Origin of the sequence: Acidisoma sp. S159, assembly GCF_009766125.1 — a bacterium.
Classification (GTDB): Bacteria; Pseudomonadota; Alphaproteobacteria; order Acetobacterales; family Acetobacteraceae; genus Acidisoma.
In genome coordinates this window covers 344,534-368,355 of the sequence record NZ_LMUG01000045.1, presented here as the reverse complement: position 1 = coordinate 368,355, position 23,822 = coordinate 344,534, and the positions used below count along the sequence as shown (strand labels likewise).

25 protein-coding genes and 1 tRNA gene are annotated in these 23,822 nt (G+C 65.0%); 12 read left to right on the top strand and 14 right to left on the bottom strand.

What is annotated here, in order from left to right; all coding sequences use genetic code 11:
• Positions 1 to 122: 122 nt before the first annotated feature.
• The 5 genes from dnaJ to GSQ92_RS14930 all read right to left on the bottom strand — a co-directional run bounded on the left by dnaJ (position 123) and on the right by GSQ92_RS14930 (position 6,836).
• Positions 123 to 1,262 (bottom strand): molecular chaperone DnaJ, encoded by a 1,140-nt coding sequence (gene dnaJ / locus GSQ92_RS14950; protein ID WP_158806382.1) that lies wholly within the window; start codon positions 1,260 to 1,262, stop codon positions 123 to 125.
• 130 nt (positions 1,263 to 1,392) lie between these two features.
• Entirely contained in the window at positions 1,393 to 3,342 is a 1,950-nt protein-coding gene (dnaK, locus tag GSQ92_RS14945; RefSeq protein ID WP_158806380.1) for a molecular chaperone DnaK, read from the bottom strand.
• A 163-nt stretch (positions 3,343 to 3,505) separates the two neighbouring features.
• A complete protein-coding gene (locus GSQ92_RS14940) occupies positions 3,506 to 4,111 on the bottom strand; it encodes a nucleotide exchange factor GrpE (RefSeq protein WP_158806378.1) in 606 nt (201 codons plus the stop codon).
• Positions 4,112 to 4,223: 112 nt separating this feature from the next.
• Entirely contained in the window at positions 4,224 to 5,552 is a 1,329-nt protein-coding gene (locus GSQ92_RS14935; protein WP_158806376.1) for a cell wall metabolism sensor histidine kinase WalK, read from the bottom strand.
• A 30-nt stretch (positions 5,553 to 5,582) separates the two neighbouring features.
• Positions 5,583 to 6,836, bottom strand: a complete 1,254-nt coding sequence (locus tag GSQ92_RS14930; RefSeq protein ID WP_158806374.1) for a penicillin-binding protein activator — start codon at positions 6,834 to 6,836, stop codon at positions 5,583 to 5,585.
• A 44-nt stretch (positions 6,837 to 6,880) separates the two neighbouring features.
• Here GSQ92_RS14930 and rsmI point away from each other — a divergent pair, with 44 nt between their 5' ends.
• Entirely contained in the window at positions 6,881 to 7,729 is an 849-nt protein-coding gene (gene rsmI, locus GSQ92_RS14925; RefSeq protein WP_254065986.1) for a 16S rRNA (cytidine(1402)-2'-O)-methyltransferase, read from the top strand.
• Here the strand turns inward: rsmI and GSQ92_RS14920 are convergent.
• The 4 genes from GSQ92_RS14920 to GSQ92_RS14905 all read right to left on the bottom strand — a co-directional run bounded on the left by GSQ92_RS14920 (position 7,699) and on the right by GSQ92_RS14905 (position 10,200).
• On the bottom strand, positions 7,699 to 8,193 hold the full coding sequence (locus tag GSQ92_RS14920; protein ID WP_158806371.1) for a hypothetical protein: 495 nt from the start codon (positions 8,191 to 8,193) through the stop codon (positions 7,699 to 7,701). The genes rsmI and GSQ92_RS14920 overlap by 31 nt on opposite strands.
• Before the next feature lie 112 nt (positions 8,194 to 8,305).
• Entirely contained in the window at positions 8,306 to 9,460 is a 1,155-nt protein-coding gene (locus GSQ92_RS14915; RefSeq protein ID WP_158806369.1) for a 5-(carboxyamino)imidazole ribonucleotide synthase, read from the bottom strand.
• Positions 9,457 to 9,993, bottom strand: coding sequence for a 5-(carboxyamino)imidazole ribonucleotide mutase (gene purE / locus GSQ92_RS14910; protein ID WP_158806367.1), 537 nt, complete (start codon positions 9,991 to 9,993; stop codon positions 9,457 to 9,459). Before purE ends, GSQ92_RS14915 begins: the two co-directional genes overlap by 4 nt.
• 3 nt (positions 9,994 to 9,996) lie before the next feature.
• Positions 9,997 to 10,200 (bottom strand): YdcH family protein, encoded by a 204-nt coding sequence (locus tag GSQ92_RS14905; protein ID WP_158806365.1) that lies wholly within the window; start codon positions 10,198 to 10,200, stop codon positions 9,997 to 9,999.
• Positions 10,201 to 10,365: 165 nt separating this feature from the next.
• Between GSQ92_RS14905 and GSQ92_RS14900 the strand changes: the two genes are divergently transcribed.
• Positions 10,366 to 10,560: a YdcH family protein gene (locus tag GSQ92_RS14900; protein WP_158806363.1), complete on the top strand. Its 195-nt coding sequence runs from the start codon at positions 10,366 to 10,368 to the stop codon at positions 10,558 to 10,560.
• Positions 10,561 to 10,587: 27 nt separating this feature from the next.
• On the opposite strand, the gene GSQ92_RS14895 is transcribed toward GSQ92_RS14900, so the two are convergent.
• Positions 10,588 to 11,163, bottom strand: a complete 576-nt coding sequence (locus GSQ92_RS14895) for a DUF1013 domain-containing protein (RefSeq protein WP_158806361.1) — start codon at positions 11,161 to 11,163, stop codon at positions 10,588 to 10,590.
• 134 nt (positions 11,164 to 11,297) lie between these two features.
• Here GSQ92_RS14895 and GSQ92_RS14890 point away from each other — a divergent pair, with 134 nt between their 5' ends.
• Entirely contained in the window at positions 11,298 to 11,489 is a 192-nt protein-coding gene (locus GSQ92_RS14890) for a DUF1192 family protein (protein ID WP_158806359.1), read from the top strand.
• Here GSQ92_RS14890 and GSQ92_RS14885 read toward each other — a convergent pair.
• The 3 genes from GSQ92_RS14885 to GSQ92_RS14875 form a co-directional block, all read right to left on the bottom strand.
• Positions 11,473 to 12,258: a GNAT family N-acetyltransferase gene (locus GSQ92_RS14885; protein ID WP_371418095.1), complete on the bottom strand. Its 786-nt coding sequence runs from the start codon at positions 12,256 to 12,258 to the stop codon at positions 11,473 to 11,475. The genes GSQ92_RS14890 and GSQ92_RS14885 overlap by 17 nt on opposite strands.
• Positions 12,179 to 13,858 (bottom strand): energy-dependent translational throttle protein EttA, encoded by a 1,680-nt coding sequence (gene ettA / locus GSQ92_RS14880; RefSeq protein WP_158806357.1) that lies wholly within the window; start codon positions 13,856 to 13,858, stop codon positions 12,179 to 12,181. Before ettA ends, GSQ92_RS14885 begins: the two co-directional genes overlap by 80 nt.
• 80 nt (positions 13,859 to 13,938) lie before the next feature.
• Positions 13,939 to 14,011: transfer RNA gene (locus tag GSQ92_RS14875), tRNA-Ile, on the bottom strand.
• Positions 14,012 to 14,129: 118 nt separating this feature from the next.
• Between GSQ92_RS14875 and ppa the strand changes: the two genes are divergently transcribed.
• From ppa to GSQ92_RS14830, 9 genes are all read left to right on the top strand, one after another.
• Positions 14,130 to 14,663 carry an inorganic diphosphatase gene (gene ppa, locus GSQ92_RS14870; RefSeq protein ID WP_158806356.1) on the top strand — a complete coding sequence of 178 codons (534 nt, stop codon included), beginning with the start codon at positions 14,130 to 14,132 and terminating at the stop codon, positions 14,661 to 14,663.
• A 117-nt stretch (positions 14,664 to 14,780) separates the two neighbouring features.
• Positions 14,781 to 15,659, top strand: coding sequence for an EAL domain-containing protein (locus GSQ92_RS14865; RefSeq protein WP_158806354.1), 879 nt, complete (start codon positions 14,781 to 14,783; stop codon positions 15,657 to 15,659).
• Positions 15,660 to 15,797: 138 nt separating this feature from the next.
• Complete coding sequence (locus GSQ92_RS14860) at positions 15,798 to 16,046, top strand: DUF3253 domain-containing protein (RefSeq protein WP_158806352.1); 249 nt, start codon at positions 15,798 to 15,800, stop codon at positions 16,044 to 16,046.
• Positions 16,047 to 16,086: 40 nt separating this feature from the next.
• Positions 16,087 to 17,859: an ABC transporter ATP-binding protein/permease gene (locus GSQ92_RS14855; RefSeq protein ID WP_254065968.1), complete on the top strand. Its 1,773-nt coding sequence runs from the start codon at positions 16,087 to 16,089 to the stop codon at positions 17,857 to 17,859.
• A 520-nt stretch (positions 17,860 to 18,379) separates the two neighbouring features.
• Positions 18,380 to 20,305, top strand: coding sequence for a threonine--tRNA ligase (gene thrS, locus GSQ92_RS14850; RefSeq protein ID WP_158806350.1), 1,926 nt, complete (start codon positions 18,380 to 18,382; stop codon positions 20,303 to 20,305).
• Positions 20,306 to 20,568: 263 nt separating this feature from the next.
• Positions 20,569 to 21,084 carry a translation initiation factor IF-3 gene (gene infC, locus GSQ92_RS14845; protein WP_216850633.1) on the top strand — a complete coding sequence of 172 codons (516 nt, stop codon included), beginning with the start codon at positions 20,569 to 20,571 and terminating at the stop codon, positions 21,082 to 21,084.
• A gap of 96 nt (positions 21,085 to 21,180) precedes the next feature.
• Positions 21,181 to 21,399: a translation initiation factor IF-1 gene (gene infA / locus GSQ92_RS14840; protein WP_158806349.1), complete on the top strand. Its 219-nt coding sequence runs from the start codon at positions 21,181 to 21,183 to the stop codon at positions 21,397 to 21,399.
• A gap of 6 nt (positions 21,400 to 21,405) precedes the next feature.
• Positions 21,406 to 21,999, top strand: a complete 594-nt coding sequence (locus tag GSQ92_RS14835) for a nucleoside triphosphate pyrophosphatase (RefSeq protein ID WP_158806347.1) — start codon at positions 21,406 to 21,408, stop codon at positions 21,997 to 21,999.
• A gap of 129 nt (positions 22,000 to 22,128) precedes the next feature.
• On the top strand, positions 22,129 to 22,668 hold the full coding sequence (locus tag GSQ92_RS14830) for a hypothetical protein (protein ID WP_158806345.1): 540 nt from the start codon (positions 22,129 to 22,131) through the stop codon (positions 22,666 to 22,668).
• A 129-nt stretch (positions 22,669 to 22,797) separates the two neighbouring features.
• On the opposite strand, the gene GSQ92_RS14825 is transcribed toward GSQ92_RS14830, so the two are convergent.
• The gene (locus tag GSQ92_RS14825; RefSeq protein ID WP_158806343.1) at positions 22,798 to 23,769 is read right to left on the bottom strand and encodes a UDP-glucuronic acid decarboxylase family protein; all 972 of its coding nucleotides are present in this window, start codon (positions 23,767 to 23,769) and stop codon (positions 22,798 to 22,800) included.
• Positions 23,770 to 23,822 lie beyond the last annotated feature (53 nt).

The window sequence follows — 23,822 nt, the reverse complement described above, 5'->3', positions numbered from 1 at the left end:
GCTCCTCCAGTCTAGCACTGGGCCATCCTAATCGATGCGGTTAACCGAGGCCACGCCTTAACCCGGATTGGCGAGCATCTAATCCATGAACAATGGCCGCCCAAACGGCCTACCGTCCCACCTCAAGCCTTCCCGTCAAAGAACTCGCGCACCCGCGCGAAGAATCCCTCGGAATCCGGGCTGCCCTTGTGGTGGCCCTGGGCTTCCTCGTCGAATTCCTCCAGCAGCTCGCGCTGACGGCGGGTGAGATGCTGCGGCGTCTCCACCGCGACCTGGATGTACATGTCGCCGCGCGCCGCGCTGCGGAGCACCGAGAATCCCTTGGACCGCAGCCGGAACTGCTCGCCGCTCTGCGTCCCTGCGGGGATCTTCACCTTGGCCCGGCTGCCATCGATCACCGGCACCTCGACGTCACCGCCAAGCGCCGCCTGACCGATGCGCAGCGGCACGCGGCAGAAGATATTGGCGCCCTCGCGCTGGAAAATCGGATGCGGCTGTATCGCGACATGCACATAGAGATCGCCCGGCACACCACCGGCACCCGCGGCCTCGCCCTCGCCTGAGAGTCTGATCCGCGTGCCGTCCTCGACACCCGAGGGAATCGCGACCTGCAACACCCGCTCACGCGCCACGGTGCCCGCGCCATGGCAGACGCGGCATGGATTGCGGATCACCCGGCCGGCGCCGCCGCAGGTTGGGCAGCTGCGCTCGACCAGGAAGAAACCTTGCTGCGCGCGAACCTTGCCCATGCCGCCGCAGGTCGGGCAGGTCTCGCTCTTGCTGTCCTTGCCCTCGGCGCCGGAACCATCACAGGCATCGCAATTGACGCGGGTCGCGAAGCGCAGCTCGGTCTTCACGCCGAAATAAGCCTGGGTCAGGTCGATCTCGGCATTGGCCCGGATGTCGCTGCCGGTGCGCGCACCCCGGCCGCCGCCGCCACCGCCGCGCCGCCCCATGAAATCGCCGAACATCTGGTCGAAGATGTCGCCCAACCCACCGGCTTGCGAGAAGTCGAAGCCGCCCGCACCGGCGCCACCCTCGAAGGCCGCATGGCCGAAGCGGTCATAAGCCGCGCGCTTCTGGTCGTCCTTGAGGACCTCGTAGGCCTCACTGACTTCCTTGAATCGCGCCTCGGCTGCCTTGTCCCCCGGATTGCGGTCCGGATGAAACTGCATCGCCTGCTTGCGATAGGCCTTCTTGAGTTCGTCGGCGCTGGCATCGCGCGCCACACCAAGGGATGAGTAGTAGTCGCTCTTGGCCATGAAGTGTCTTCAGCCCTTCCTGTGGCGCTGAAATTCCGAAGGCGCCGCCTTCTTTCGAAGCGCAGCGCCTTCGGATGATATCAGCCCGTTCTTAAGGCCCGGTCAGTTTAAGTCCGGCGGTCGGTCCTGATTAGGCGGACTTCTTTCGATCGTCCACTTCCTCGAACTCGGCATCGACGACATGGTCAGAACCGGCCCCGCCGCCGCCGGGCGCCGCGCCCGGACCGCCCGAGCCCGGACCGCCCGCGCCCGGGGCAGCCGCGCCAGCCGCATCCGCCTGTGCCTTATACATCGCCTCACCGACCCGCATCGCCACTTGGCTCAACCGCTCGGTGGCCGACTTCAGGACCGCGGCGTCAGTGCCCTCCATGGCCGTCCGCGCGGCCGATACCGCGGCTTCCGCCTCGCCCTTGTCCTGCGCGGAGACCTTGTCGCCGCCATCGGCCAGCGTCTTCTCGGTCTGGTGGATCAGCGCGTCCGCCTGGTTCTTGAGCTCCACGAACTCGCGGCGCTCCTTATCCGCCGTGGAATTCGCCTCTGCTTCCTGAACCATCTTCTGGATATCGGCGTCAGACAGACCGCCGGAGGCCTGGATGCGAATCTGCTGCTCCTTGCCCGTCGCCTTGTCCTTGGCCGAGACCGAGACGATGCCGTTGGCGTCGATGTCGAAAGTGACCTCGACCTGCGGCACACCACGCGGCGCCGGCGGCAAGCCGACCAGGTCGAACTGGCCGAGCAGCTTGTTATCCGCCGCCATCTCGCGCTCGCCCTGCTGAACCTTGATGGTCACAGCGGTCTGGTTGTCGTCGGCGGTCGAGAAGACCTGGCTCTTCTTGGTCGGGATCGTCGTATTGCGATCGATCAGGCGCGTGAACACGCCGCCCAGCGTCTCGATACCCAGCGACAGAGGCGTCACGTCCAGCAGCAGCACGTCCTTGACGTCGCCCTTCAGCACGGCGCCCTGAACCGCGGCGCCGATCGCCACGACCTCGTCGGGATTGACGTTGCGGGCCGGCTCCTTACCGAAGAACTGCTTCACCGCCTCGATGACGCGCGGCATGCGGGTCATACCGCCGACCAGGATCACCTCGTCGACTTCGCCCGCCGTGACGCCGGCGTCCTTCAATGCCGCGCGGCAAGGCTCCAGCGTGCGGTCGATTAGGTCGATGACCAGGCTCTCAAGCTTGGCGCGCGTCAGCTTCATCACGAGATGCTTCGGCCCGGAGGCGTCGGCCGTGATGAAGGGCAGGTTGATCTCGGTCTCCTTGGCGGAGGACAGCTCGATCTTTGCCTTCTCGGCGGCTTCCTTCAGCCGCTGCAGGGCAAGCTTATCCTTGCGCAGGTCGATGCCGTTCTCGCGGCGGAACTCTTCCGCGAAGTAGTCGATCACGCGAATGTCGAAGTCCTCACCGCCGAGGAAGGTGTCGCCGTTCGTGCTCTTCACCTCGAAGACGCCGTCGCCGATCTCCAGCACCGACACGTCGAAGGTGCCGCCGCCAAGGTCGTAGACCGCGATCGTGCCCGAGGTCTTTTTGTCGAGACCATAGGCGAGCGCCGCCGCCGTCGGCTCGTTGATGATGCGCAGCACTTCGAGACCGGCAATGCGGCCGGCATCCTTGGTGGCCTGGCGCTGCGCGTCGTTGAAGTAGGCTGGAACCGTGATGACGGCCTGCGATACGGTCTCGCCGAGATAGGCCTCGGCGGTCTCCTTCATCTTGGTGAGGATGAAGGCACTCACCTGGCTCGGCGCGTATTTCTCGCTGCGGGCCTCGACCCAGGCATCGCCATTGTCGCCCTTGACGATCGCGTAGGGGACAAGCTTCTTGTCCTTCTCAACCAGCGGATCCTCGTAGCGGCGGCCGATCAGGCGCTTCACCGCATAGATCGTATTGGTCGGGTTGGTGACCGCCTGGCGCTTCGCCGACTGACCAACCAGCCGCTCACCGCTCTCTGTGATCGCGACTATACTGGGCGTCGTGCGGGCGCCCTCGGCATTGTCGAGCACGCGGACATCCTTGCCCTCCATGATCGCAACGCAAGAATTTGTGGTGCCGAGGTCGATCCCGATGACCTTGCTCATTCAATATCCCCTTTGCAGCGGAAGCGGCCGACCCGAAGCACCGGGCGCTTCCCTTGGAAAACTGTTTCAAGACATAGGCTAGGCCCCAAGATAGGGCAAGTAGACTGCCTAAATTTTGGGCAGTATCGCGCCCATCTTATCGCAGCCATTCGGGCACGTTTCGTCAAACCTGGCTACGTGTGCCGGGATGTGCAATCGGCGGCGCGTCCCCCGTCGGGGCCTTGGTGACGACGACCATCGCCGGCCGCAGCAAGCGCCCATTGAGCGTCCAGCCCTGCGTCCAGGCTTGCAATACCGTACCGGAAGGATGCTCGCCGCTTTCCTGTTCTGCCATGGCTTGATGCAGATTGGCATCGAAAAGACGGCCGGTCGGATCCTCGGCCTTCACGCCATTGCGCTCAAGGCTCGCGACAAAACTCCGCGCGATCCCCTCGAAACCCTCTCGCAGCCGAGCAACCACCTCAGGCTCATCGGGGGTAGGCGGCGGCAGGCTGTCCAACCCGCGCTTGAGGTTTTCGGCAACCTCGACGACATCGCGGGCGAATTTCTGCACCGCGTATTGCCGCGCCTCATCAACCTCGCGCTTGGTCCGGTTGCGCAGGTTCGCCATCTCGGCCTCGGCCCGCAGCCAGCGGCCGCGCATATCCTCGCGCTCGGCCTCTAACGCCGCCAGGCGCTCCTCCGGTGTGAGGTCGGCCTGCTCCGCCTCCACGCTCTCGCCGGGGCTCGCGCCCTCTTCAGAAACGTCGTGTTTTTCCGTGTCGCTCATAGGGGCTGAGTTAGGGCGGCGAAGGCGCGCCCGCAAGTCGGCAGCACACGAAATTGCGAGCAGTTTGGCCCGCAACAGCCATGTGAGCAGCAATGCGTGCTCTCTCAGCACGTCACTGCGGCAGCCAGACGCTGAAGCGCGAGCCCTGCCCCTCCTCGCTGGCGATGAGCAGCTGCCCCCGATGGCGGTTCACGATGTGCTTCACGATGGCAAGACCAAGACCGGTGCCACCGATCGCACGGGAGCGGCCTTTGTCAACGCGATAAAAGCGTTCGGTGAGACGGGCGAGATGAACCCGCGCGATCCCCGCGCCATCGTCGCTAACGACGATCGCGACGCCCGGCCTGCGCGGCCAGGGCGCTCCGGACACCTGCTCGACGCTCAGCCCCACGGTACCGCCCTCACGGCCATATTTAAGTGCATTGTCCAAAAGATTGCTTAGCACTTGGGACATCTGGTCGGCATCGCCGGGAACTGGCGAGAGGTCGGGCAGTGTCAGCTCGATCCGAATGCCCCGCGCCGCGATCCGTGGCTCGAAGCCCGCCAGAATGCGCGGGATCAGCTCCCTGAGGTCAATCCGCCCTTGCGGCGCCTGATGCTCCGACAGCTCGATACGCGACAGGCTGAGGAGGTCGTCGATCAGCCGGTTCATGCGCGCCGCCTCGCGCGCCATGATTTCGAGGAATCGCTCCTGCGCCGGCGGATCATCCCGCGCTGGCCCCTGCAGCGTCTCGATGAAGCCGATCAGGCTGGCCAGCGGCGTGCGCAACTCATGGCTCGCGTTTGCTACGAAATCGGCGCGCATCCGTTCGACCGCGCGCTCCCGCGTGCGATCCACCAGTAGCACGGAGGCGACCCCGCCACCTGGGTCAGCGGGCGCCATCGGCGTCACCATGGCGTGGATCTCGCGCGGCATCGGCGCCGCGAAGAACAGATCGGCGGTTTGCACCTCTCCCGTGGCCCGCGCCCGGTCGATGGCACCGCGCAACAGCGGGTGGCGCAGCACGGCCGCCGAATTCTCGCCATATCCCTGGCGCGCCGCCCGATTGGTGCGCTCGATCGAGCCATCAGCGCGCACCATGACGAGCGCTTCAGGCAGCCGGTCGATGATGGCGGCTTCCGCCCCGAGCAGGCGGCCGAACCGCGCCTCCTCCCCTTGCGCTTCGGCGATCCGCTGGCTGGCGGCGATCGCCACCCGTTGCAGCGCCGCCAGACGCGGCGTCTCCAGCGCCTCACCGCCCAGGAGCCGGCCAAGACGCTCGACATCCCGACGGAAGAACAGGCCCAAGCCCAGCCCGGCCAGGATTTCGACAGCGATGCAGCACAAACTCGCCGCGAGATCCGCAGCACCCGCGGCGACCAGGATAAGCTGCGCCGTGACAGGTATCGCGAGGACGAGCAGAGCCCAGCGCAAGACCCCTCGCGCCGGCGGCTGACTCATGCCGGAGGGTCTGCTCGCCTGCGACAGGGCCTAACTGCCCGGGCTTGCCAGGCTTTGCGGCGCCGGTTGCACGATCTGGGCGCCGCCGGAGCCCACCTGGAAGACCGCCAGGCCACGGCGCACCTGCCCGTCCGGCTGCAACGCCAGAACGCCATCGGCGCCCGCGAATCCAGCGGGGTTTGTCAGGGCGGATTGATCGACCGAGCCCCCGGCGGTAGCGACGCGGGCGATGGCACCCGCATCGAAGGCCAGCGCCGCCAGAGGCGAAGGCGGACCGCCATTCGCCTGGGTATAGGTACTCACGAAGGTCGCCGATGCGGCGGGATCAGGCGCCGCGTAGAGCGCGCCGCTGAAGCCGGCGGAGGCGACTGCCCCCGGATTGGCCGCCCAAAGCCCTGGCCCGAGGATGCGCACCTGGCTGTAACTGACGTCATAATACGGCAAGAGCGTCGCCAACTCGCTGAGGCTGGCGCCGGTCACGGCCACGAGCACGGCGTCGAAGGGCGGCGGCGGAACCCCTTGGCCCTCCAGCTTGGTGGCGGCCGATCGCGCCCCCGGCGTATGGGACAGGCGCAGTTGCTTGGCCTGGGCATCGATCGGTCCGCGCCTGCCGGCGTAATCGGAGAGCGCCCGTACCGCGGCATCCATCGAGGCGAAGCTGCCGCCATAGGTCTGGATATTCGGTGAGGGCGACCCAGCCCGCACCGCTTCCTGCCGCAGCGCCTCGCCAAGCGCCATGCCCAGCGGTGTCGTCGGCAGCAGGCCGGCGAAGTGGCTATGTCCGCTCGCCTCGGAAGCCTGCACCAGGGCATGGACCTGCTGTGCCGGCGTTATGCCAAGCGTCCAGACTCCGGGGCGCGCCTGCGTCGAGTCGGAGGTGAAGGCGAGTACGTCGATACGCGCCGCCTGAGCCGGCGCGGCGACCGCCGCAGTCTCGCTGGCTGTAAGCGGCCCGATGATAAGCCCGGCGCCGTCCGCAACCGCCTTCTTCACGGCAATGGCCGCACCCTGCGGCGTGCTGCCGGTATCGATGACATCGAGCGTACTGCCCTGGGTCAGTCCGAGGCCGAGCTTCGCGGCATTGACGAGGCTCGCGCCAACCCCGCCATTCGCGCCGCTCAACGGCACGAGTATCGCGATGCGGCGCGCCGAGGATGATGCGCCGCCCGCGCCGAGGGCTTGCGGGGTCCCGCCGCCCGTCGCATTGCTGCCGGTGTTCGGCTGGACGCAGGCCGACAGTCCGAAAAGGGATGTGAGGAGCGTCAATGTCCGGGTCAGCTTCACGCGATCACTCCCTAGGGGAAACGGATGCCGTCGATCCTTGGCCAATGATGGCCGGATCGCCCGCCGGACTTGTGCTGGTTTCTACCCCGATCGGCAACCTTGGCGATGTTTCAATGCGAGCGATCGCGACCTTGCGGGCAGCGGAAACAATACTCTGTGAGGATAGCCGGGTCACCGCCCGGCTGCTCTCCGCGCTCGGCATTCGCGGCCAACTCGATCCGCTCCATGATCATAACGAGGAGGAGCGCCTGCCCCGGCTCCTCGCGGCGCTTCGTGGCGGCCGGCGAATGGCCCTCGTGAGCGACGCGGGCACGCCGCTGCTCTCGGATCCAGGTTATCGTCTAGTACGCGCTTTGCTTGCCGAGGGCATCGCCGTTACCGCAGTGCCCGGCCCCAATGCCGCGCTCACCGCGCTGACCCTCTCCGGCCTGCCGCCGCACCCGTTCCTGTTCGTTGGTTTTGCCCCCCCGCGCGGCGCCGCGCGCCGCGCCGCCTTCGCACGCATCCGCGCCGCAGAGGCGGCGGGTCTTGCCGCGACCCTGATCTGGCATGAGGCGCCGCATCGGGTCGCCGAAATGCTCGAGGACCTGCGCAAGATATTCGGCGACCGGCAAGCCGCCCTGGCACGCGAACTCACCAAACGCTTCGAGGAGCTGCGCCGCGGCAGTTTGACCGAGATCCTCGCCGGGGTGGAAACCGATCCGCCTCGCGGCGAAATCACAGTTCTACTCGGCCCGCCCGCCGAGACCGATGCCGAGCCCGAGGATCTTGACGCTCGCCTGCGCGCCGCACTCGCCACCAGCAGCCTGAAGCAAGCAGTGGCGACGGTGACCGGAGAAACCGGCCTGCCACGCCGTCAGGTTTACGCCCGCGCCCTCGCCCTGGACCGCTGAGCGGCACCGTTATCCGATTTCGAGACCGAGGCGTGGAAGCAGCGCCGCCAGCGATCGATCTGGTCGGCCACATCGGCATTCGGGCTGCGCCATTCGAACTTCCCCTCGGCCTTGTAATGCGCCCGTCCACTCGACCAGACGCCAGCCTGGACGGCCTCCGCGACATCGGGATTGCGGCTCAGATACCAGCCTTCGTCGAAATCCGGCCCGGTCCCCGGCCGCCCCTCGAAATATCCATCGGTCACGAACTGTTCCTGAGCCGAGTGATATCGGCCCTGCCGGATCGCCGCCTGCACATCCTGATTTGCCAGCAGATAGGTGCTCTCATCGAAGGGCGCGGCACGCAGCGCGCATTCCAGCAGGTGGCGCAGCAGAACGGCGGGCATCGTGACCTGCCCGTCCTCAAGGCGAGACCCGCCAAGACCAAGTTCCCTTGCTAGGATTTCTATTGGGATGATGTGCATGGCCGCCTCTCGAATGCGCCGTTACCGCGCTTCGATAGCTACAGCCGCGAGATGAAATCGGTCTTAATGGAAAAACCTAGGCGGCGCCGCCCGGTAGATCATTGTTATGCCGTCATTCGTCGCGGGGCGCGAGACAGCCCAAAGCAGCGGCGATGCCGAACTGTCCCGGCAGCGCATCGCGGGGAAATAGCCGGGTGACATGCCCCATCTTCCGCCCAGCCCGCGCCTCCGCCTTGCCGTAGTGATGCGGAATGAGGCCGGGAGCGCCGAGGATCATCGGCCATAGCGCGATCTCCTCCGGCCCAACGAGATTCTTCATCACCGCATCGGAGTGCCGGATCGCCGGCGGCAGCGGCAGACCGGCGATCGCCCGGATATGCATCTCGAACTGCGACGCCGGACAGGCGTCGATCGTCCAATGGCCGGAGTTATGCGGCCGGGGCGCGGTCTCGTTGACCCGGATCGCGCCGTCACGGTCGAGGAACATCTCGACGGCCAGCAGCCCGACAAGGCCCAGCGCCTCGGCGATACGCCGCGCCAAAGCTTGCGCTCGCGCAGCAGCCTCCTCCGGAACCCGCGCGGGGGCGAAAGTCATGTCCAGGATGCCCGCGCGATGCCGGTTCTCCACCGTGTCGAAAGCCGCGATACTGCCGTCCTGACCACGGGCGACAACGACGCTGAGCTCGCAGGCGAAATCGACAAAGCCCTCCAGCACCAATGGATGCGGCGCCAGAATAGCGAAGGCGGCACGGGCCTCCTCCGCCGTCGCGACACGCGCCTGCCCTCGGCCATCATAACCGAGCCGCGTCGTCTTCAGCACCGCCGGCAGCCCGATGCGGCTCAGCGCGGCCTCCAGCCCCGCGACATCGTGCACCGCCGCCCAAGGCGCCGTCGGCACGCCGATCCCGGCCATGAAGGACTTCTCGGTGATACGGTCCTGGCTAATCCCCAGGATGCGCGGCGACGGATGAACCGGCCGCAGCCCAGCCAGAAGATCGAGCCCGGCCGCGCTGACATTCTCGAACTCGAAAGTCACCACATCGACGGCCGCGGCGAACCGCGTCAGCGCCTCGGCATCCTCGTAGCCGCCGATCGTGACGGCGGCAGCAACCTGCGCCGCCGGTCCGTCGGCCTCCGGCGTCAGCACGTGGCAGCGATAGCCGAGCCGGGCCGCCGCCATAGCCGACATGCGCCCGAGCTGACCGCCCCCGACAATGCCGATGGTGGCACCGGGCGGCAAAGCACCCGACGCTTCAGCCCCGCTCACGCCGGGCGCTCGGCTTCGTCAACCGGATGATCGGCCACCCGTTCCGTCTGCGCGGCCCGCCAGGCTTCCAGCCGCTCGGCGAGATCCGCGTCGCTCAGAGCGAGAATGGCGGCCGCCATGAGCGCCGCATTGATGGCACCCGAGCGCCCGATCGCGAAGGTCGCGACCGGCACACCGCCCGGCATCTGCACGATGGACAGCAGGCTATCGAGCCCCTTGAGCGCCTGACTCTCGACCGGCACGCCCATCACCGGCAGCCGCGTCCAGGCCGCGCACATTCCCGGCAGATGGGCAGCACCACCCGCCCCGGCGATCACCACACGCAGGCCGCGCGCCTCGGCATTCCGGGCGTAATCGGCCAGGCGATCAGGTGTGCGATGTGCCGAGACGATCCGGGTTTCGTAGGGAATATGCAGCGCCGCCAGCGTGTCGGTCGCATGCCGCATCGTCGCCCAGTCGGACTGGCTGCCCATGATGACGCCGACCAGGGGCTTGGCCTTCGCCTCGATCGGGCGTCGCGCGCCGTCAGTCATGGGTCAGGCGATACTATTGGGAATGAGCAAGCTTTCCAGCCGAGCGATCTCGTCTTTCAGGACAAGCTTACGCTTCTTCAGCCGCTGAACGGCAAGCTGATCCGGCCCCGCCTGATCGCTCAGACGTACGATCACCGTATCAAGATCCCGATGCTCGCTGCGGAATTCATGCAAGCGGCGCAGTAGAGTATCGCGGTCTGAGAGCATCGCCGGTCCATATCACGGCGGCCAGCCGCCTGCCAAAGGGAGGTTCGCACGGCCGTGATCATTCGCCGCTAGTAAATGTCATTCTAGTGACGCTAGCGTGGGCACGCACCGCGACGGGACGATCAACCCAGACCCGGAGCGGCGCCCCTAAGACAGGAGAAGCCATTGACCGTTCAAGCCCGCATCCAGACGCTCAAGGAGCGCCGCGCAAAGCTCGAGAACCTGCTGGCGGAGGAAGATAAGCGCCCGGCGCCCGATAGCGACACGATGGTACGGCTCAAGCGCGAGAAGCTCGCTCTACGAGAGGAATGTGACCGGCTGCAGAAGCAGGACGCTGCCAGCCCGGGCATGTCGGCCTAGGTGAGGCGGGCCGGCGCCGCCGGACGATCAGGCGGCGTCGGCCTCCGGCGGCGGGGGCTGCGGCACCGCACGGCCCTCACGGGTCAGTCTCTCATTAGCCTCGGCGACAGCGGCGTTGAGGTCGCTCTGCTTACACAGCCCGAGAATGACCGGATCGCGAGGCTTGATGTTCGCGCTGTTCCAGTGGCTACGCTCGCGCACCTTCTGAATGGTCTCTTTCGTCGTGCCGAGCAGCTTGCCGATCTGCAATTCCGAAAGCTGTGGAAAATTGCGGATAACGAAGGCGATGGCGTCCGGCCGGTCGTTGCGCTTGGCCACAGGCGTATAGCGGCCGCCCCGCGCTTTCTTCTGCGCCGGGCTCGCGGTCGGCAGAAGCTTCAGCCGCGCCGAGGGGTCCGCCTCGCAGCGCGCGATATCCTCCGCCGTCACCTGAGCATTGGCGACCGGATCATAGCCCATGATACCTTGCGCCACCTCGCCATCGGCGATGGCCTGGATCTCAAGCGGATGCATGCCGCAAAAATCAGCGACCTGCTCGAATGTCAGGGCGGTCTTATCGATCAGCCACACCGCGGTGGCTTTGGGCATTAGCGGCAATGTCATCGTTGGAGCACCTGGTATCGCCGCAACAAGGCGGCGGGCAGCAAGCCGTTCATATATGGATCGGTACGGGATATGGACGGCGGGGCCCTAGCGGGTCAAGGGTAGTATAGCTGTTTCGGTGGAGGGTCAGCGTCATGGAAATCGAGGAGGAGCCTCGTCCAAAGCACCGTCTTTTCTCCCCACTCAAGCTCGATGGCGCCGCTTCCGAGGAGCTTCGCGCCTATATCGACGACCTGCGGGAGGAGATCGCGCGGGTCGAGGCGGAGCTACAGCGCAAACAAGCGCATCTCACGGCGGCGGCGGCCTTTTTCAAGCCAGCGCCGTAAGGCTGCAGGCATAGGCTGGAACAGCGCTCCAGCACGGCAAATGCCGGCCGGCTGGGGCATCCCCGCTGGCAAAGACCAGCATGCGATAGCCCTCGCGGAGAAAACTTTCGTCCGGTTCCTCGCGCAGGCCGATGCTCGACAGCACCATGCAGGAGGCAGTGTTGACCTCCCGCGCGACGGCGATGATGCGAGGCAGACCGATCTGGTCGTGCCCGAAGCGAATCGCCGCCGCGGCGGCCTCACGTGCCAGCCCATGGCCGCGTGCTTCGGGCCAGAAGGCGAAGCGCAGCGCCATGCCGCGTCCGTCGCCCCGCTCCCGGATACCGGCCATGCCCACGAAAGCGTCGCTCGGCGCCTCCCGCACAGCCCAGAGGCCGATGCCGCAAGCGCCCCAGGCCAGGATATCCGCCGCCAACTCCAACGCGCATTCCTGCGGCGTCCGCACCCCGCCCAGCATCATGGCGTAAGCGCGCGGATCCGCCTTGAGCGCCGTCAGATCGGCTAGATCCCGATAGGCGACGGGCCGCATCGTCAGCCGGCCCGTCCGGATAACCCTGCCGCCACCAGTATCAGCGCTCGCCCATCCCATGCGCCAATAATGGCGAGCCTCTCGAAACCCCCAACCACCGGCGGCGCAGGTCAGGCCCGCGCCGCCGCCAGAATCGAAGAAAGCCGCGGTGCCCGACGCGCTACCGCGCCAACGGCCGGTACTTGATGCGATGCGGCTCGGTCGCTGCGGCGCCCAGGCGGCGGCGCTTGTCTTCCTCATAGGCCTGGAAATTGCCCTGGAACCATTCGACATGGCTGTCGCCCTCGAAGGCCAGGATATGGGTCGCCAGCCGATCCAGGAACCAGCGATCATGGCTGATGATCACCGCGCAGCCTGGGAACTCAGCCAGCGCCTCCTCCAGCGCCCGCAACGTATCCACGTCGAGGTCGTTGGTCGGCTCGTCGAGCAGGATGACGTTGGATTCCGTCCGCAGCATCTTCGCCAGATGCACCCGGTTGCGCTCGCCGCCCGAGAGGATGCCGACCTTCTTCTGCTGGTCCGACCCCTTGAAGTTGAAGGCGCCCACATAGGCGCGGGACTGCACCGTCCGCTTGCCGAGATGGATCACATCCGTGCCGCCCGAAATCTCCTGCCAGACGCTCTTGTCGGGGTCTAGCGTGTCGCGGGACTGATCGACGTAACCCAGCTTCACGGTATCGCCGATGCGCAAGGCGCCGGAATCCGGCTCCTCCTGCCCAAGGATCATGCGGAACAGTGTCGTCTTGCCGGCGCCATTGGCACCGACCACGCCGACGATGCCGCCCGGCGGCAGCTTGAAATCGAGATCGTCGATCAGCAGCCGATTGCCGAAGGCTTTCCGCAACTTCTCCGCCTCGATCACCAACCCACCCAGGCGAGGGCCGGGCGGAATGACGATTTCGGCGACGCCCGTCTGCATCTCCTGGCTCTTCGCCTGCATCTCCTCGTAGCGGCTGATGCGCGCCTGGCTTTTGGTCTGGCGCGCGCGGGGAGAGGAAGCGATCCACTCGGCCTCGGCCGTCAAGGCGCGCTGGCGGGCGCTTTCCTCCTTCTCCTCCTGCTGCAGGCGCTTGCGCTTCTGGTCGAGCCAGGAGGAGTAGTTGCCCTCGAAGGGGTAGCCGCGGCCGCGCTCGATCTCCAGGATCCAATTGGTCACATTGTCCAGGAAGTAGCGGTCATGGGTGATGATCATCACCGTGCCCTGAAACTCCCGCAGCGTATGCTCCAGCCAAGCCACGCTCTCGGCGTCCAGATGGTTGGTCGGCTCGTCCAATAGCAACAGGTCGGGCTTCTCCAGCAGCAGCCGGCAAAGCGCGACCCGGCGCCGCTCGCCGCCCGAAAGCTTCGTCACGTCGGATTCCGGCGGCGGGCAGCGCAGAGCGTCCAGCGCGATCTCGATCTTGCGATCCATCTCCCAGCCGTCACCGGCGTCGATCTTTTCCTGCAGAGCCGCCTGTTCGGCGAGGAGCGTGTTCATCTCCTCATCCTCCATCGGCTCGGCGAAGCGCTCCGAGATCGCGTTGAAACGGTCGAGCGCCGCCTTCACCTCGGCGAAAGCCTCGGCCACGTTCTCGCCTACCGTCTTGGTGGCATCGAGCTCGGGTTCCTGCTGGAGGTAGCCGATCTTCACGCCATCGGCGGCCCATGCCTCGCCACCAAACTCGGTCTCGATCCCGGCCATGATCTTGAGCAGGGTGGATTTACCCGCCCCGTTCACCCCCAGCACGCCGATCTTCACCCCGGGGAGGAAGGAGAGGGTGATTCCCTTGAAGACTTCCCGACCCCCCTGATAGACCTTGGTCAGGTCTTTCATCACGTAGACGTATTGATAGCTGGCCATGGCAGTGCTCCCACAGGGCCTGCGGGAGGCTCGAAGCCCGCGGACGGCCGTGATCTAAGGAATGGGTAGTACGGGGCAACTGCGCCCGGCAGGAATCGAACCCGCAACCAAGCCGTTATGAGCGGCCCGCTCTAACCGTTGAGCTACAGGCGCAGAGTGGCGCAGCATATCCCGCAGGCCTTGACGAATGGCAAGCGCGCGCTTGGCAAGCGATGAAGATTAGGGGAGGGTGCGCGCCACACAGCATTCACCGCGCCTGGAGGCATTTCCTATGGATTTGAGCAAGCTGACCGCCGGACGCGAGCCACCGTATGACATCAACGTCGTGATCGAAATTCCGCAGGGCTCTGCGGTGAAATACGAGATTGACAAGGAAAGCGGCGCGATCGTCGTCGACCGCTTCCTGTTTACGCCCATGGCCTATCCCGCTGCCTATGGCTTCGTTCCCAATACACTGTCCGAGGATGGCGATCCGGTGGATGCACTCGTTCTCGTCCCGGCGCAGGTCGTGCCGGGCGCCGTCATCCGGGCACGGCCCATCGGCGTGCTGTTCATGGAAGACGAGTCCGGCAAGGACGAGAAGATCATCTGCGTGCCGCACGACAAGGTGCACCCGCAATACAAGGACAATACCGAGCTTGCGAGCCTGCCCGAGATCACTCGCAAGGTCATCGAGCACTTCTTCACGCGCTACAAGGATCTGGAGCCCGGCAAATGGGTGAAGGTCGTCGGCTGGGGCGACCGGGCGCAGGCGGAGGAAGCGATCTCCGCTGGCCTTAAGGCATATGCGAAGAACGGAGCCTAACCAGCTTTCGTTAAGCCATTACTTGGCGCCTGAATCACCGTGAATTAACCGAGGGCCATCTATGCCACGCCTTACACGCCGCTCCGGTGCGGCGTGTAGAAGGTGAGTTGTTCCTCCTTGAAATCTCCAAGAAGTCCAACGGTCCGGCGCCAGCGCCCGGCAACCGATGTAGCGCGCGATATCTCGGTTCCGCTGGCGTCGGAATCCGCGCGAAACCCCGCCTCCGAGGGCGATCTTCGGCGTGCCGTCGCCCGGGCCGCCTTCGCGGTGGACTACCAGCCGCGCCATGCGATGCGGACGGGAGCTTTTATCGGTGCGGAAGCCTTGCTCCGGTGGACCCACCGGCGGCCAGGCCGCGGCGGTTCCGGCGGCGGCTCGCCGGAAAACGATCGCGTGGACTCCGCCATAGAAATCGGCGGCCTGGCGCTCAGCCTCGCCTGTCTTGAGGCGACCGCGTGGCCGGGTTCGAATCACCTCCTCTCAATCAAGGTTTTGACCGAGCAGTTGCGCTGCGACCTCCTCTGCCTCCACGTCGCGGAGGCGCTGGCGCTCTCAGGCTTGCCGCCGGAGCGTCTGGAACTCGGTCTGCCGGAAGACGTGCTCCTCACCGTCGATGACGACGCGCTCTTCGCCGTGGCGGCCCTGCGCGACCTAGGGGTCCATCTCTGTCTTGACGAATTCGGGCAAAACCTCACCAGCCTCTCCGCCCTGAAGCGCATTCCCGTGACCGCGCTCAAGCTCGACCGCGCAATGATCCGCCATCTTTCGCAGGATGAGGACGCTGTGACCGTGCTGCGAGCAGTGATGCAAACGGCCAGCGCTTTCGGCCTCGCCGTCTGCGCCGACGGGATCGAGAACGAAAGACAGCGCGCGATCCTCCTAAATCTGGGCTGCGAGCAGGGTCAGGGCACCCTTTTCAGTGCGGCACTCTCGCCGGTGGAAGTGGCCGCGCATCTACAACGCGGAAGCCTCCTTGCGCTCTCAGCGATGGTGTGAAGCGCGGCGCTCCGCCGCGTCGCCTGCGCCCGGGATGCCGGCTAACGGATTTGACATCCCGCCGCAGGGCTAGCAGTTGACCGCCATGCTAATGTCAAACGTCCTGCGCCTCGCGGCGCCTTCGCCGGCGGAGCGGCCATGACGTCCAACGACGAGATCACCGAGACCATCCTGCGCCTCGCGTCCGAATATGGCGGCGAAACATCCTTCAGCCCCTCCGACGTAGCCCGCGCCTTGGCCGAGAACTGGCGGCCACTCCTGACGCGCGTGCGCAATTCCGCCCAACGCCTGTCGGAAGCGCAGAGGATCGACATCCTGCGCCACGGCAAGGTGGTTCCGCCCGAGGCCATGCGCGGCGTCATCCGCCTACGTCTCAAGACCGCATGACGAAGATTACGGCGCGCGCCGATGCCCAGGGGATGAGCTAATGCGTCGTTCGATGCGCCAACTGGGGCCCGTCCTGAAGGACGCCTGGCGCCTGTCACTCCCCTACTTCAAGTCTGAAGAGAAACTCGCCGCCAACGCGCTGCTCTTCTCGATCATCGCGCTCAATCTCGCGATGGTCGGCATGAACGTCGTGCTGAACTTCTGGAACGGCGCCTTCTACGATTCGCTGCAAACCCGCGACTGGAACAGCTTCGTCAGCTTGCTGTTCCTCTACAAAAAAACACCACATGGCTTTCTGCCCGGCTTCTGCGGCATCGCGGCGGTCTATATCCTCGTCGCGGTCTATTCGACCTACCTCAACCAATGGTTGCAAATCCGCTGGCGCCGCTGGCTGACACGGCGATATCTCGACGACTGGTTGGGCGACCGCGTCTATTACCGCATGAGCCTCGTGGCCCGCCCCGGTGGCGAGGGCACCGACAACCCCGATCAGCGTATCTCGGAGGATATCCGGGACTTCGTGGACAACACGCTGTCTCTCGGCCTCGACCTGCTGTCCAACGTCGTGACCCTGTTCAGCTTCGTCGGCATCCTGTGGTCGCTCTCGGGCGCGATGAAGATCTTCGGCTTCAATATCCCCGGCTACATGGTCTGGGTCGCGCTGATCTACGCCGTGGTCGGCACTTGGCTGACCCATCTCATCGGCCGCCCCCTCGCCCGCCTCAGCTTCGTGCAACAACGCCGCGAGGCGGATTTCCGCTTCGCCCTGGCCCGCATGCGCGAGAATACCGAAGGCATCGCCCTCTATCACGGTGAGGACGAAGAGCATGGCGAGCTGGAAAAACGCTTCGGCGGTGTGATCGAGAATTGGTGGGCGATCATGCGACGGACCAAGGCGCTCAATGCCCTGACCTCCGGCTACGGGCAGATCGCGACCATCTTCCCGATCGTGGTGGCCGCGCCGCGCTATTTCTCGGGCGCCATCCAGCTCGGTACCCTGACGCGGATCGCCAGCGGCTTCGGCCAGGTGCAGGGCGCCATGTCCTGGTTCGTCAGCAGTTACGCCAGCCTCGCCTCCTGGTCCGCCATCGTCGAGCGTCTCGGCTCCTTCGAGCGCGCGATCCAGGAGGCCAAGTTGCATGGCGGTGACGGCGCCGAGCGGGTCAAAGCCGGCGAGGCGGTCACGCTGGACGACGTCGGCCTCTTCCTGCCCGATGGCAAACCCTTGATGGAGCACGCGCGTCTCAGCCTCACACCCGGCGAGGCGACCGTGATTTCGGGTGCCTCGGGCTCCGGCAAGTCGACCCTGTTCCGGGTATTGGCCGGCATCTGGCCCTATAGCCGCGGCCGCATCACGCTGCCTGCCGGCAGCTCGATGTTCCTCCCGCAGCGGACCTACCTGCCGCTCGGCACGCTCCATCGCGCCATCACCTACCCGGCGGATGCCGCGACACTACCAGACGGCGAGGTTGAGGAAGTGTTGACGGCCATCGGCCTCGGCCACTTCCTGCCCGAGTTGGAGGAGCACCGGAACTGGGCTCTCAGCCTCTCGGGCGGCGAGCAGCAGCGGTTGGCGATCGGCCGCGCTCTGCTTCTCAAGCCGGATTGGCTATTCCTCGACGAAGCGACCGCGAATCTCGACCCTGAGGCCGAGCAGCAGCTTTACGACCTGCTGCGCACCCGCCTGCCTCGGACCACCGTCGTCTCGATCGCCCATCGCGAGTCCGTCGCGCGCCTGCACGAGCGCCGCATCCTCCTCAAGGGCGGCCGCCTCGGCGACATCGGCGGCCCGCTCACCACCGCCGCCGAGTGAACTTGTGACGATGGAGAGCTATCGCGCGATCGACCTCCGCGACGGGACCACGCCGAACGCCGCAGTGAACGCGATTGTGCGCTTGTGCAAACGGTGAACCCGTCGGGAACGGTCTAGCGGAGAATATCGTTGGTCTGAACCGAGCTCATTCCACCTCGTCATGCTCGGCGAAGGCCGAGCATCCACGCCTTCCTTGGCTCGACGAAGGCAAGGCGTGGATGACGCGCCTTCGCGTGTCATGACGGATCTGTGGGTCGCGGCTCAATCAGCCTTCATCACGCCCTAATAGAGGCGCCTGCGATACAGCGACGAGCCAGCCCGCCGCTCGCCGAGAGCGAGGCATGACACAGCGCCCCCTTCGGCCGGCTTTCGATCGCACTGAAACCCGACAGCATTCCTCGCGGTCTCTGCGGCCTCCCAGCCTTCGCCGGCCTCCCCGGCTCCGACTGAGGTTGCGGGTCCGCGCCTCAACCGCCATAGAAGCGGCCCCTTTCACCGTTTCGATCGAGAGACCAGTGCCATGCCCGCCATCACCCTGCCCGACGGTTCCGTGCGAGACTTCGCGGCACCGCTGACGGGCACGGCGTTGGCCGCCGCCATCGGCCCCGGCCTCGCCCGCGCTGCCTTGGCGATGAAGCTCGACGGCAAATTGGTCGACCTCGCGCGGGATATCGACCACGACGCCGCCGTGACCTTCGTGACCCGCAAGGACCCGGAAGCGCTGGAGCTCATCCGCCACGACACTGCCCATGTCCTGGCCGAGGCGGTGCAGGCGCTGTTCCCCGGCACCCAGGTCACCATCGGCCCGTCCATCGAGAACGGCTTCTATTACGACTTCGCGCGCAACGAGCCCTTCACGCTGGAGGACCTCCCGACGATCGAGGCCAAAATGCGCGAGATCGTCGCCGCCAACGAACTCTTCTCCCGCGAAGTCTGGGACCGTGACGACGCCATCCACTTCTTCCAGGAGCGGGGCGAGCGCTACAAGGCCGAGCTCATCCAGGACCTGCCGGTCAGCGAGACCATCACCCTCTATCGCCAGGGTGACTGGATCGACCTCTGTCGCGGCCCGCATATGCGCGGCACCGCCGATGTCGGCACCGGCTTCAAACTGACCAAAGTAGCCGGCGCCTATTGGCGCGGCGACCACCGCAACGCCATGCTCAGCCGCATCTACGGCACCGCCTGGCGTGACCAGAAGGAACTCGACGCCTATCTCCATCAGCAGGAGGAGGCGGAGCGCCGCGATCACCGCCGCATCGGCCGGGAGATGGACCTCTTTCATCTGCAATCCGAAGCCCAAGGCTCGGTCTTCTGGCACCCCAAGGGCTGGCGCCTCTATCGCACCGTCGAGGACTATATCCGCCGCCGGCAAAACGCCGCCGGTTACGACGAGGTGCGCACGCCGCAGCTCGTGGACCGTTCGCTGTGGGAAGCTTCCGGCCATTGGGAGAAGTTCCGCCATCACATGTTCATCGCCACGGTGGAGGAGGAGCCGGACGTCACCCTGGCCCTCAAGCCGATGAACTGCCCCTGCCATGTCCAGATCTTCAACCACGGTATGCGGAGCTATCGCGAGCTACCGTTGCGGATGGCCGAATTCGGCTCCTGCCACCGCTACGAGCCTTCGGGCGCGCTGCACGGCATCATGCGGGTGCGCGCCTTCACCCAGGATGACGCTCATATCTTCTGCACCGAGGAACAGATCGGGCCGGAGACCGTGCGTTTCGTCAAGCTGCTGTCCTCGATCTACCAGGATCTCGGCTTCCCCGATTTCCGCGTGAAATTCGCTGACCGCCCGGATGTGCGAGCTGGCTCGGACGCTGACTGGGACCGCGCCGAACGCGCGCTCCACGAAGCCTGCGCCACAGCAGGCGTCGCATACACGGAGAATCCCGGCGAGGGCGCCTTCTACGGCCCGAAACTCGAATTCGTGCTGCGCGACGCCATCGGCCGCGACTGGCAGTGCGGCACGCTGCAGGTCGACTACGTGCTGCCGGAGCGGCTGGACGCGGAATATGTCGGCGAGGATGGCGCGCGCCACCGTCCCGTCATGCTCCACCGCGCAATCCTCGGCAGTTTCGAGCGTTTCCTCGGCATCCTGATCGAACAATATGCCGGACGCTTCCCGCTCTGGCTCGCCCCGGTGCAGGTCGTCGTCGCCTCGATCGTCTCCGATGCCAACGACTATGCGGAGGATGTCGCGAAGCGCTTCCGCGCGGCCGGGCTCTCGGTCACCACCGACCTGCGCAACGAGAAGATCAATGCCAAGGTACGTGAGCACAGCCTTGCCCATGTGCCGGTCATCGCGGTGGTCGGACGGCGCGAGGCGGAGGAGCGGCGCGTGAGCCTTCGCCGTCTGGGCGTCGAGCGCCAGGAGGTTTTGGGTCTGGAAGAAACTGTGACGCTGCTCGCTTCCGAGGCTCGGGCGCCGGACCTCCTCTGACCCGGCCGCGGCTGCACTAGCTACTTCGGATAGGGGTCCGGCCGGGGCGCTCAGTCCTCGCCGGATAGCCTTTCCTTTACGCTCAAAGCAAGCCTGCAACGACGAGCCGTGACTTGCAGTTGGGCGCCAGGAAGACGATATTGTCCCGCAATGGGTGGTGGCGGCCGCGTTTCTTTATTGAAACGCGGGTCGCGCCGCCCTAACCAGCGTTGTGCCATACACTTTGACAGGAGCGATCCATCCCTAGACCACCCCAAACTGCTCTGCCATCGCGCGGCGACGGCCCCCGCGTGAACGAGGAGATCCGCTCCGCCAATGTCCGCCTGATCGATCAGGACGGCGAGATGGCGGGCGTGATGACTGGCCGCGAAGCACTCCAGCGAGCCTTCCAGGTTGGGCTCGATCTTCTGGAAATCAGCCCGAACGCTGATCCGCCGGTCGTCAAGATTCTCGATTTCGGCAAGTTCAAATACGAGCAGCAAAAAAAGAAGAACGAGGCCAAGAAGAAGCAGAAGGTCATCGAGATCAAAGAGATCAAGGTGCGCCCGAACATCGACGAAAACGACTACCAGGTTAAGCTTCGCGCGATGAAAAGCTTCATCGACGAGGGCGATAAGGTGAAGGTCACGCTACGTTTTCGTGGCCGCGAAATGGCTCACCAGGATATCGGCGTGCGTGTGCTGGAACGAATCCGTGCGGACATGGATGTGCAGACCAAGGTCGAGCAGATGCCGCGCATGGAAAATCGCCAGATGGTGATGGTGCTTACGCCTCGGTAGCTCCGGCGCGTCCACAGAAATCGGCCACAACCGGGCGCCGCGGCAAGCTGCCGCGACCCGGGCGTGACGCCTCAATGACAAGGATACCCACGGTCGATGTCCAAAGAAGACATGATCGAATTCAGCGGAATGGTTGCCGAACTTCTGCCCAATGCGATGTTCCGGGTGAAGCTAGACAACGATCATACGATCCTGGCCCATACCAGCGGCAAGATGCGCAAGAACCGCATCCGCGTGCTGGCTGGCGACCGGGTCAATGTGGAGATGACACCGTATGACCTGAGCAAAGGGCGGATCACCTTCCGCTTCAAGTAGTCTTTCGTGCACGGCCTGGTCCTGGCCTCCGCCAGCCCGCGCCGCCGCGCCTTGCTGGCCCAGATCGGCATTACGCCCGATCGCGTGACCTCTCCCGACATCGACGAGACACCCCACCCCGGCGAACTGCCGCGCGACTACGCGCTGCGGCTTGCGCGGGACAAGGCGGCCTCCGTAGCGGCCCCCTTCGTGCTGGGCGCCGACACCGTTGTCGCCGTCGGGCGCCGCATTCTCCCGAAAACCGAGACCGAGGACGAGGCCCGTCGCTGCCTCGATCTGCTCTCCGGCCGTCGCCACCGCGTCCACACCGCCGTCGTCCTCCTCGAGGAGAGCGGCCGAAGCCGCCACCGCGTCGTCGACAGCATCGTGACCTTCAGCCGGCTGACGCGCGCCGAGATCGACGTCTATCTCGCGTCCGGCGAGTGGCGCGGAAAGGCAGGCGGCTACGCCATCCAGGGCCAGGCCGCTCGCTTCATCCGTTTCCTGTCAGGCAGCCACTCGAACGTCGTCGGCCTGCCGCTGTTCGAGACGGCGCAGCTTCTCAACGCTCTAGGCGGTGACGCCCGCATCGCGCAGCTCACGGTCCTGCCGAAGGTCTAGGAGATTGGCGGCGAAATGGCGTGTCACTCTCTCGCAACTTGGTGCACTGTTCTGATTTCAAATCGAAAACGCGGAGATTTGTAAAGGACCTTCTTCTTATCCTGCGCTGCGACCTAACGAGAGGGCAGGATGACCAAAAGCATAAGAATTTACCCGAGTGAATCGACAAAGGCGGCCGCGTTTTCCCCCCACAACGAAGGTATTTTTTGGGCCGAGCTGGATCAGTGCAGTCACAAGCCGACGGGCCGGATCGCGAACGAAGACCCTGAGCTTAGCGAGGTTAAAGGCCAAATTCAGACCTTGCGAAGCAAGCACAACCGCAACAATGAGGACATCGGGAACCTGCGCAACCTGGTGAACTCCGGACATCAATCGCGCCTCCTCGAACAGATCGCAGTTCTGCTCAAGGATTATGGCGCCGGTTGCCGGCGCCGCGACATCGCAAACAACAAGCTTCCAGCCTCCACCAACAAATTGGAGCAAGCCAAACGACAACGCGACCTCTCCACACGAAACGTGGAAGCGGACAACCAACTCTTTAAGGATGTCTCAATCGCAGTAAATCAGGCGAGCGACTCGGGTTACCAGAAAAAGATCCTCGACATTCTTGGCCCAGTGCAAAGGAGGCTCCAACTCCCGATTCCATTCGATCCGGCGCCCGCTGGCTGACCGCACTTCGCCGCATTTTGTAAAGACCCGCTCCAATAACGGTCGACGGCGAACACCGGCCGAATCAAGCCGGCGTTCGATCTCATCCGTGAAAGCGACACCTGTGGGTTCGACGGAAAGGCGCGGCGCTCAAGCAATCTCCCGCATGTTCGTTGCCATCAGGTCGCTGAAATAGTCGATCGTCTGCCCCAACCCCTCCTCCAACGCCACGCTTGGCGCCCAGTCCAGCATTGCCCGGGCCCGCGAAATATCCGGGCAACGCTGCATCGGGTCGTCCTGAGGCAGCGGCCGGAACACGATCCGGCTTGCTGAACGTGTGAGCCTCAGCACGGTCTCGGCCAAGGCCCGTACCGAAATCTCATGCGGATTGCCCAGATTGATCGGGCCCACCACATCGGCGCCGCTCGCCATCATCCGGCGAATACCGTCGATCAGATCCGAAACATAGCAGAAGGCGCGCGTCTGAGTGCCCGCACCGAACAAGGTGATGTCGTCGCCACGCAATGCCTGGGTGATGAAGTTGGAAACCACGCGCCCGTCATTCGGGTGCATCCTTGGCCCATAGGTGTTGAAGATCCGCGCCACCTTGATCTTCACGCCGTGCTGCCGCCGATAGTCGAAGAACAATGTCTCCGCCGCCCGCTTGCCTTCGTCGTAGCAAGCGCGGGGACCGAGCGGATTGACGTTGCCTCGGTAGTCCTCGGTCTGCGGATGAATCGTCGGATCCCCGTAAACCTCGCTGGTCGAGGCTTGAAACACCGTTGCCCCCGTACGCTTGGCGAGACCAAGCATATTGATGGCACCCATCACACTCGTCTTCGTCGTCTGCACCGGATCGAATTGGTAATGCACCGGCGAGGCCGGGCAGGCCAGATTGAAGATCTCGTCAACCTCGACATAAAGCGGAAAACTGATGTCGTGTCGCAAGATTTCGAAATTCGACTGATTCAGCAGATGCGCTACATTGTCTTTGCGACCGGTGAAGAAATTATCGACACACAACACATCGTGACCAGACCGGACCAAGCTGTCGCAAAGATGAGAACCTAGAAACCCGGCGCCGCCCGTAACCAGCACACGCTTGCGCACTAAATCCTTCATGGCGATATCCCGAGTTCGCGAACCGCAGACACTCGGAACACTCTAGCAACGAA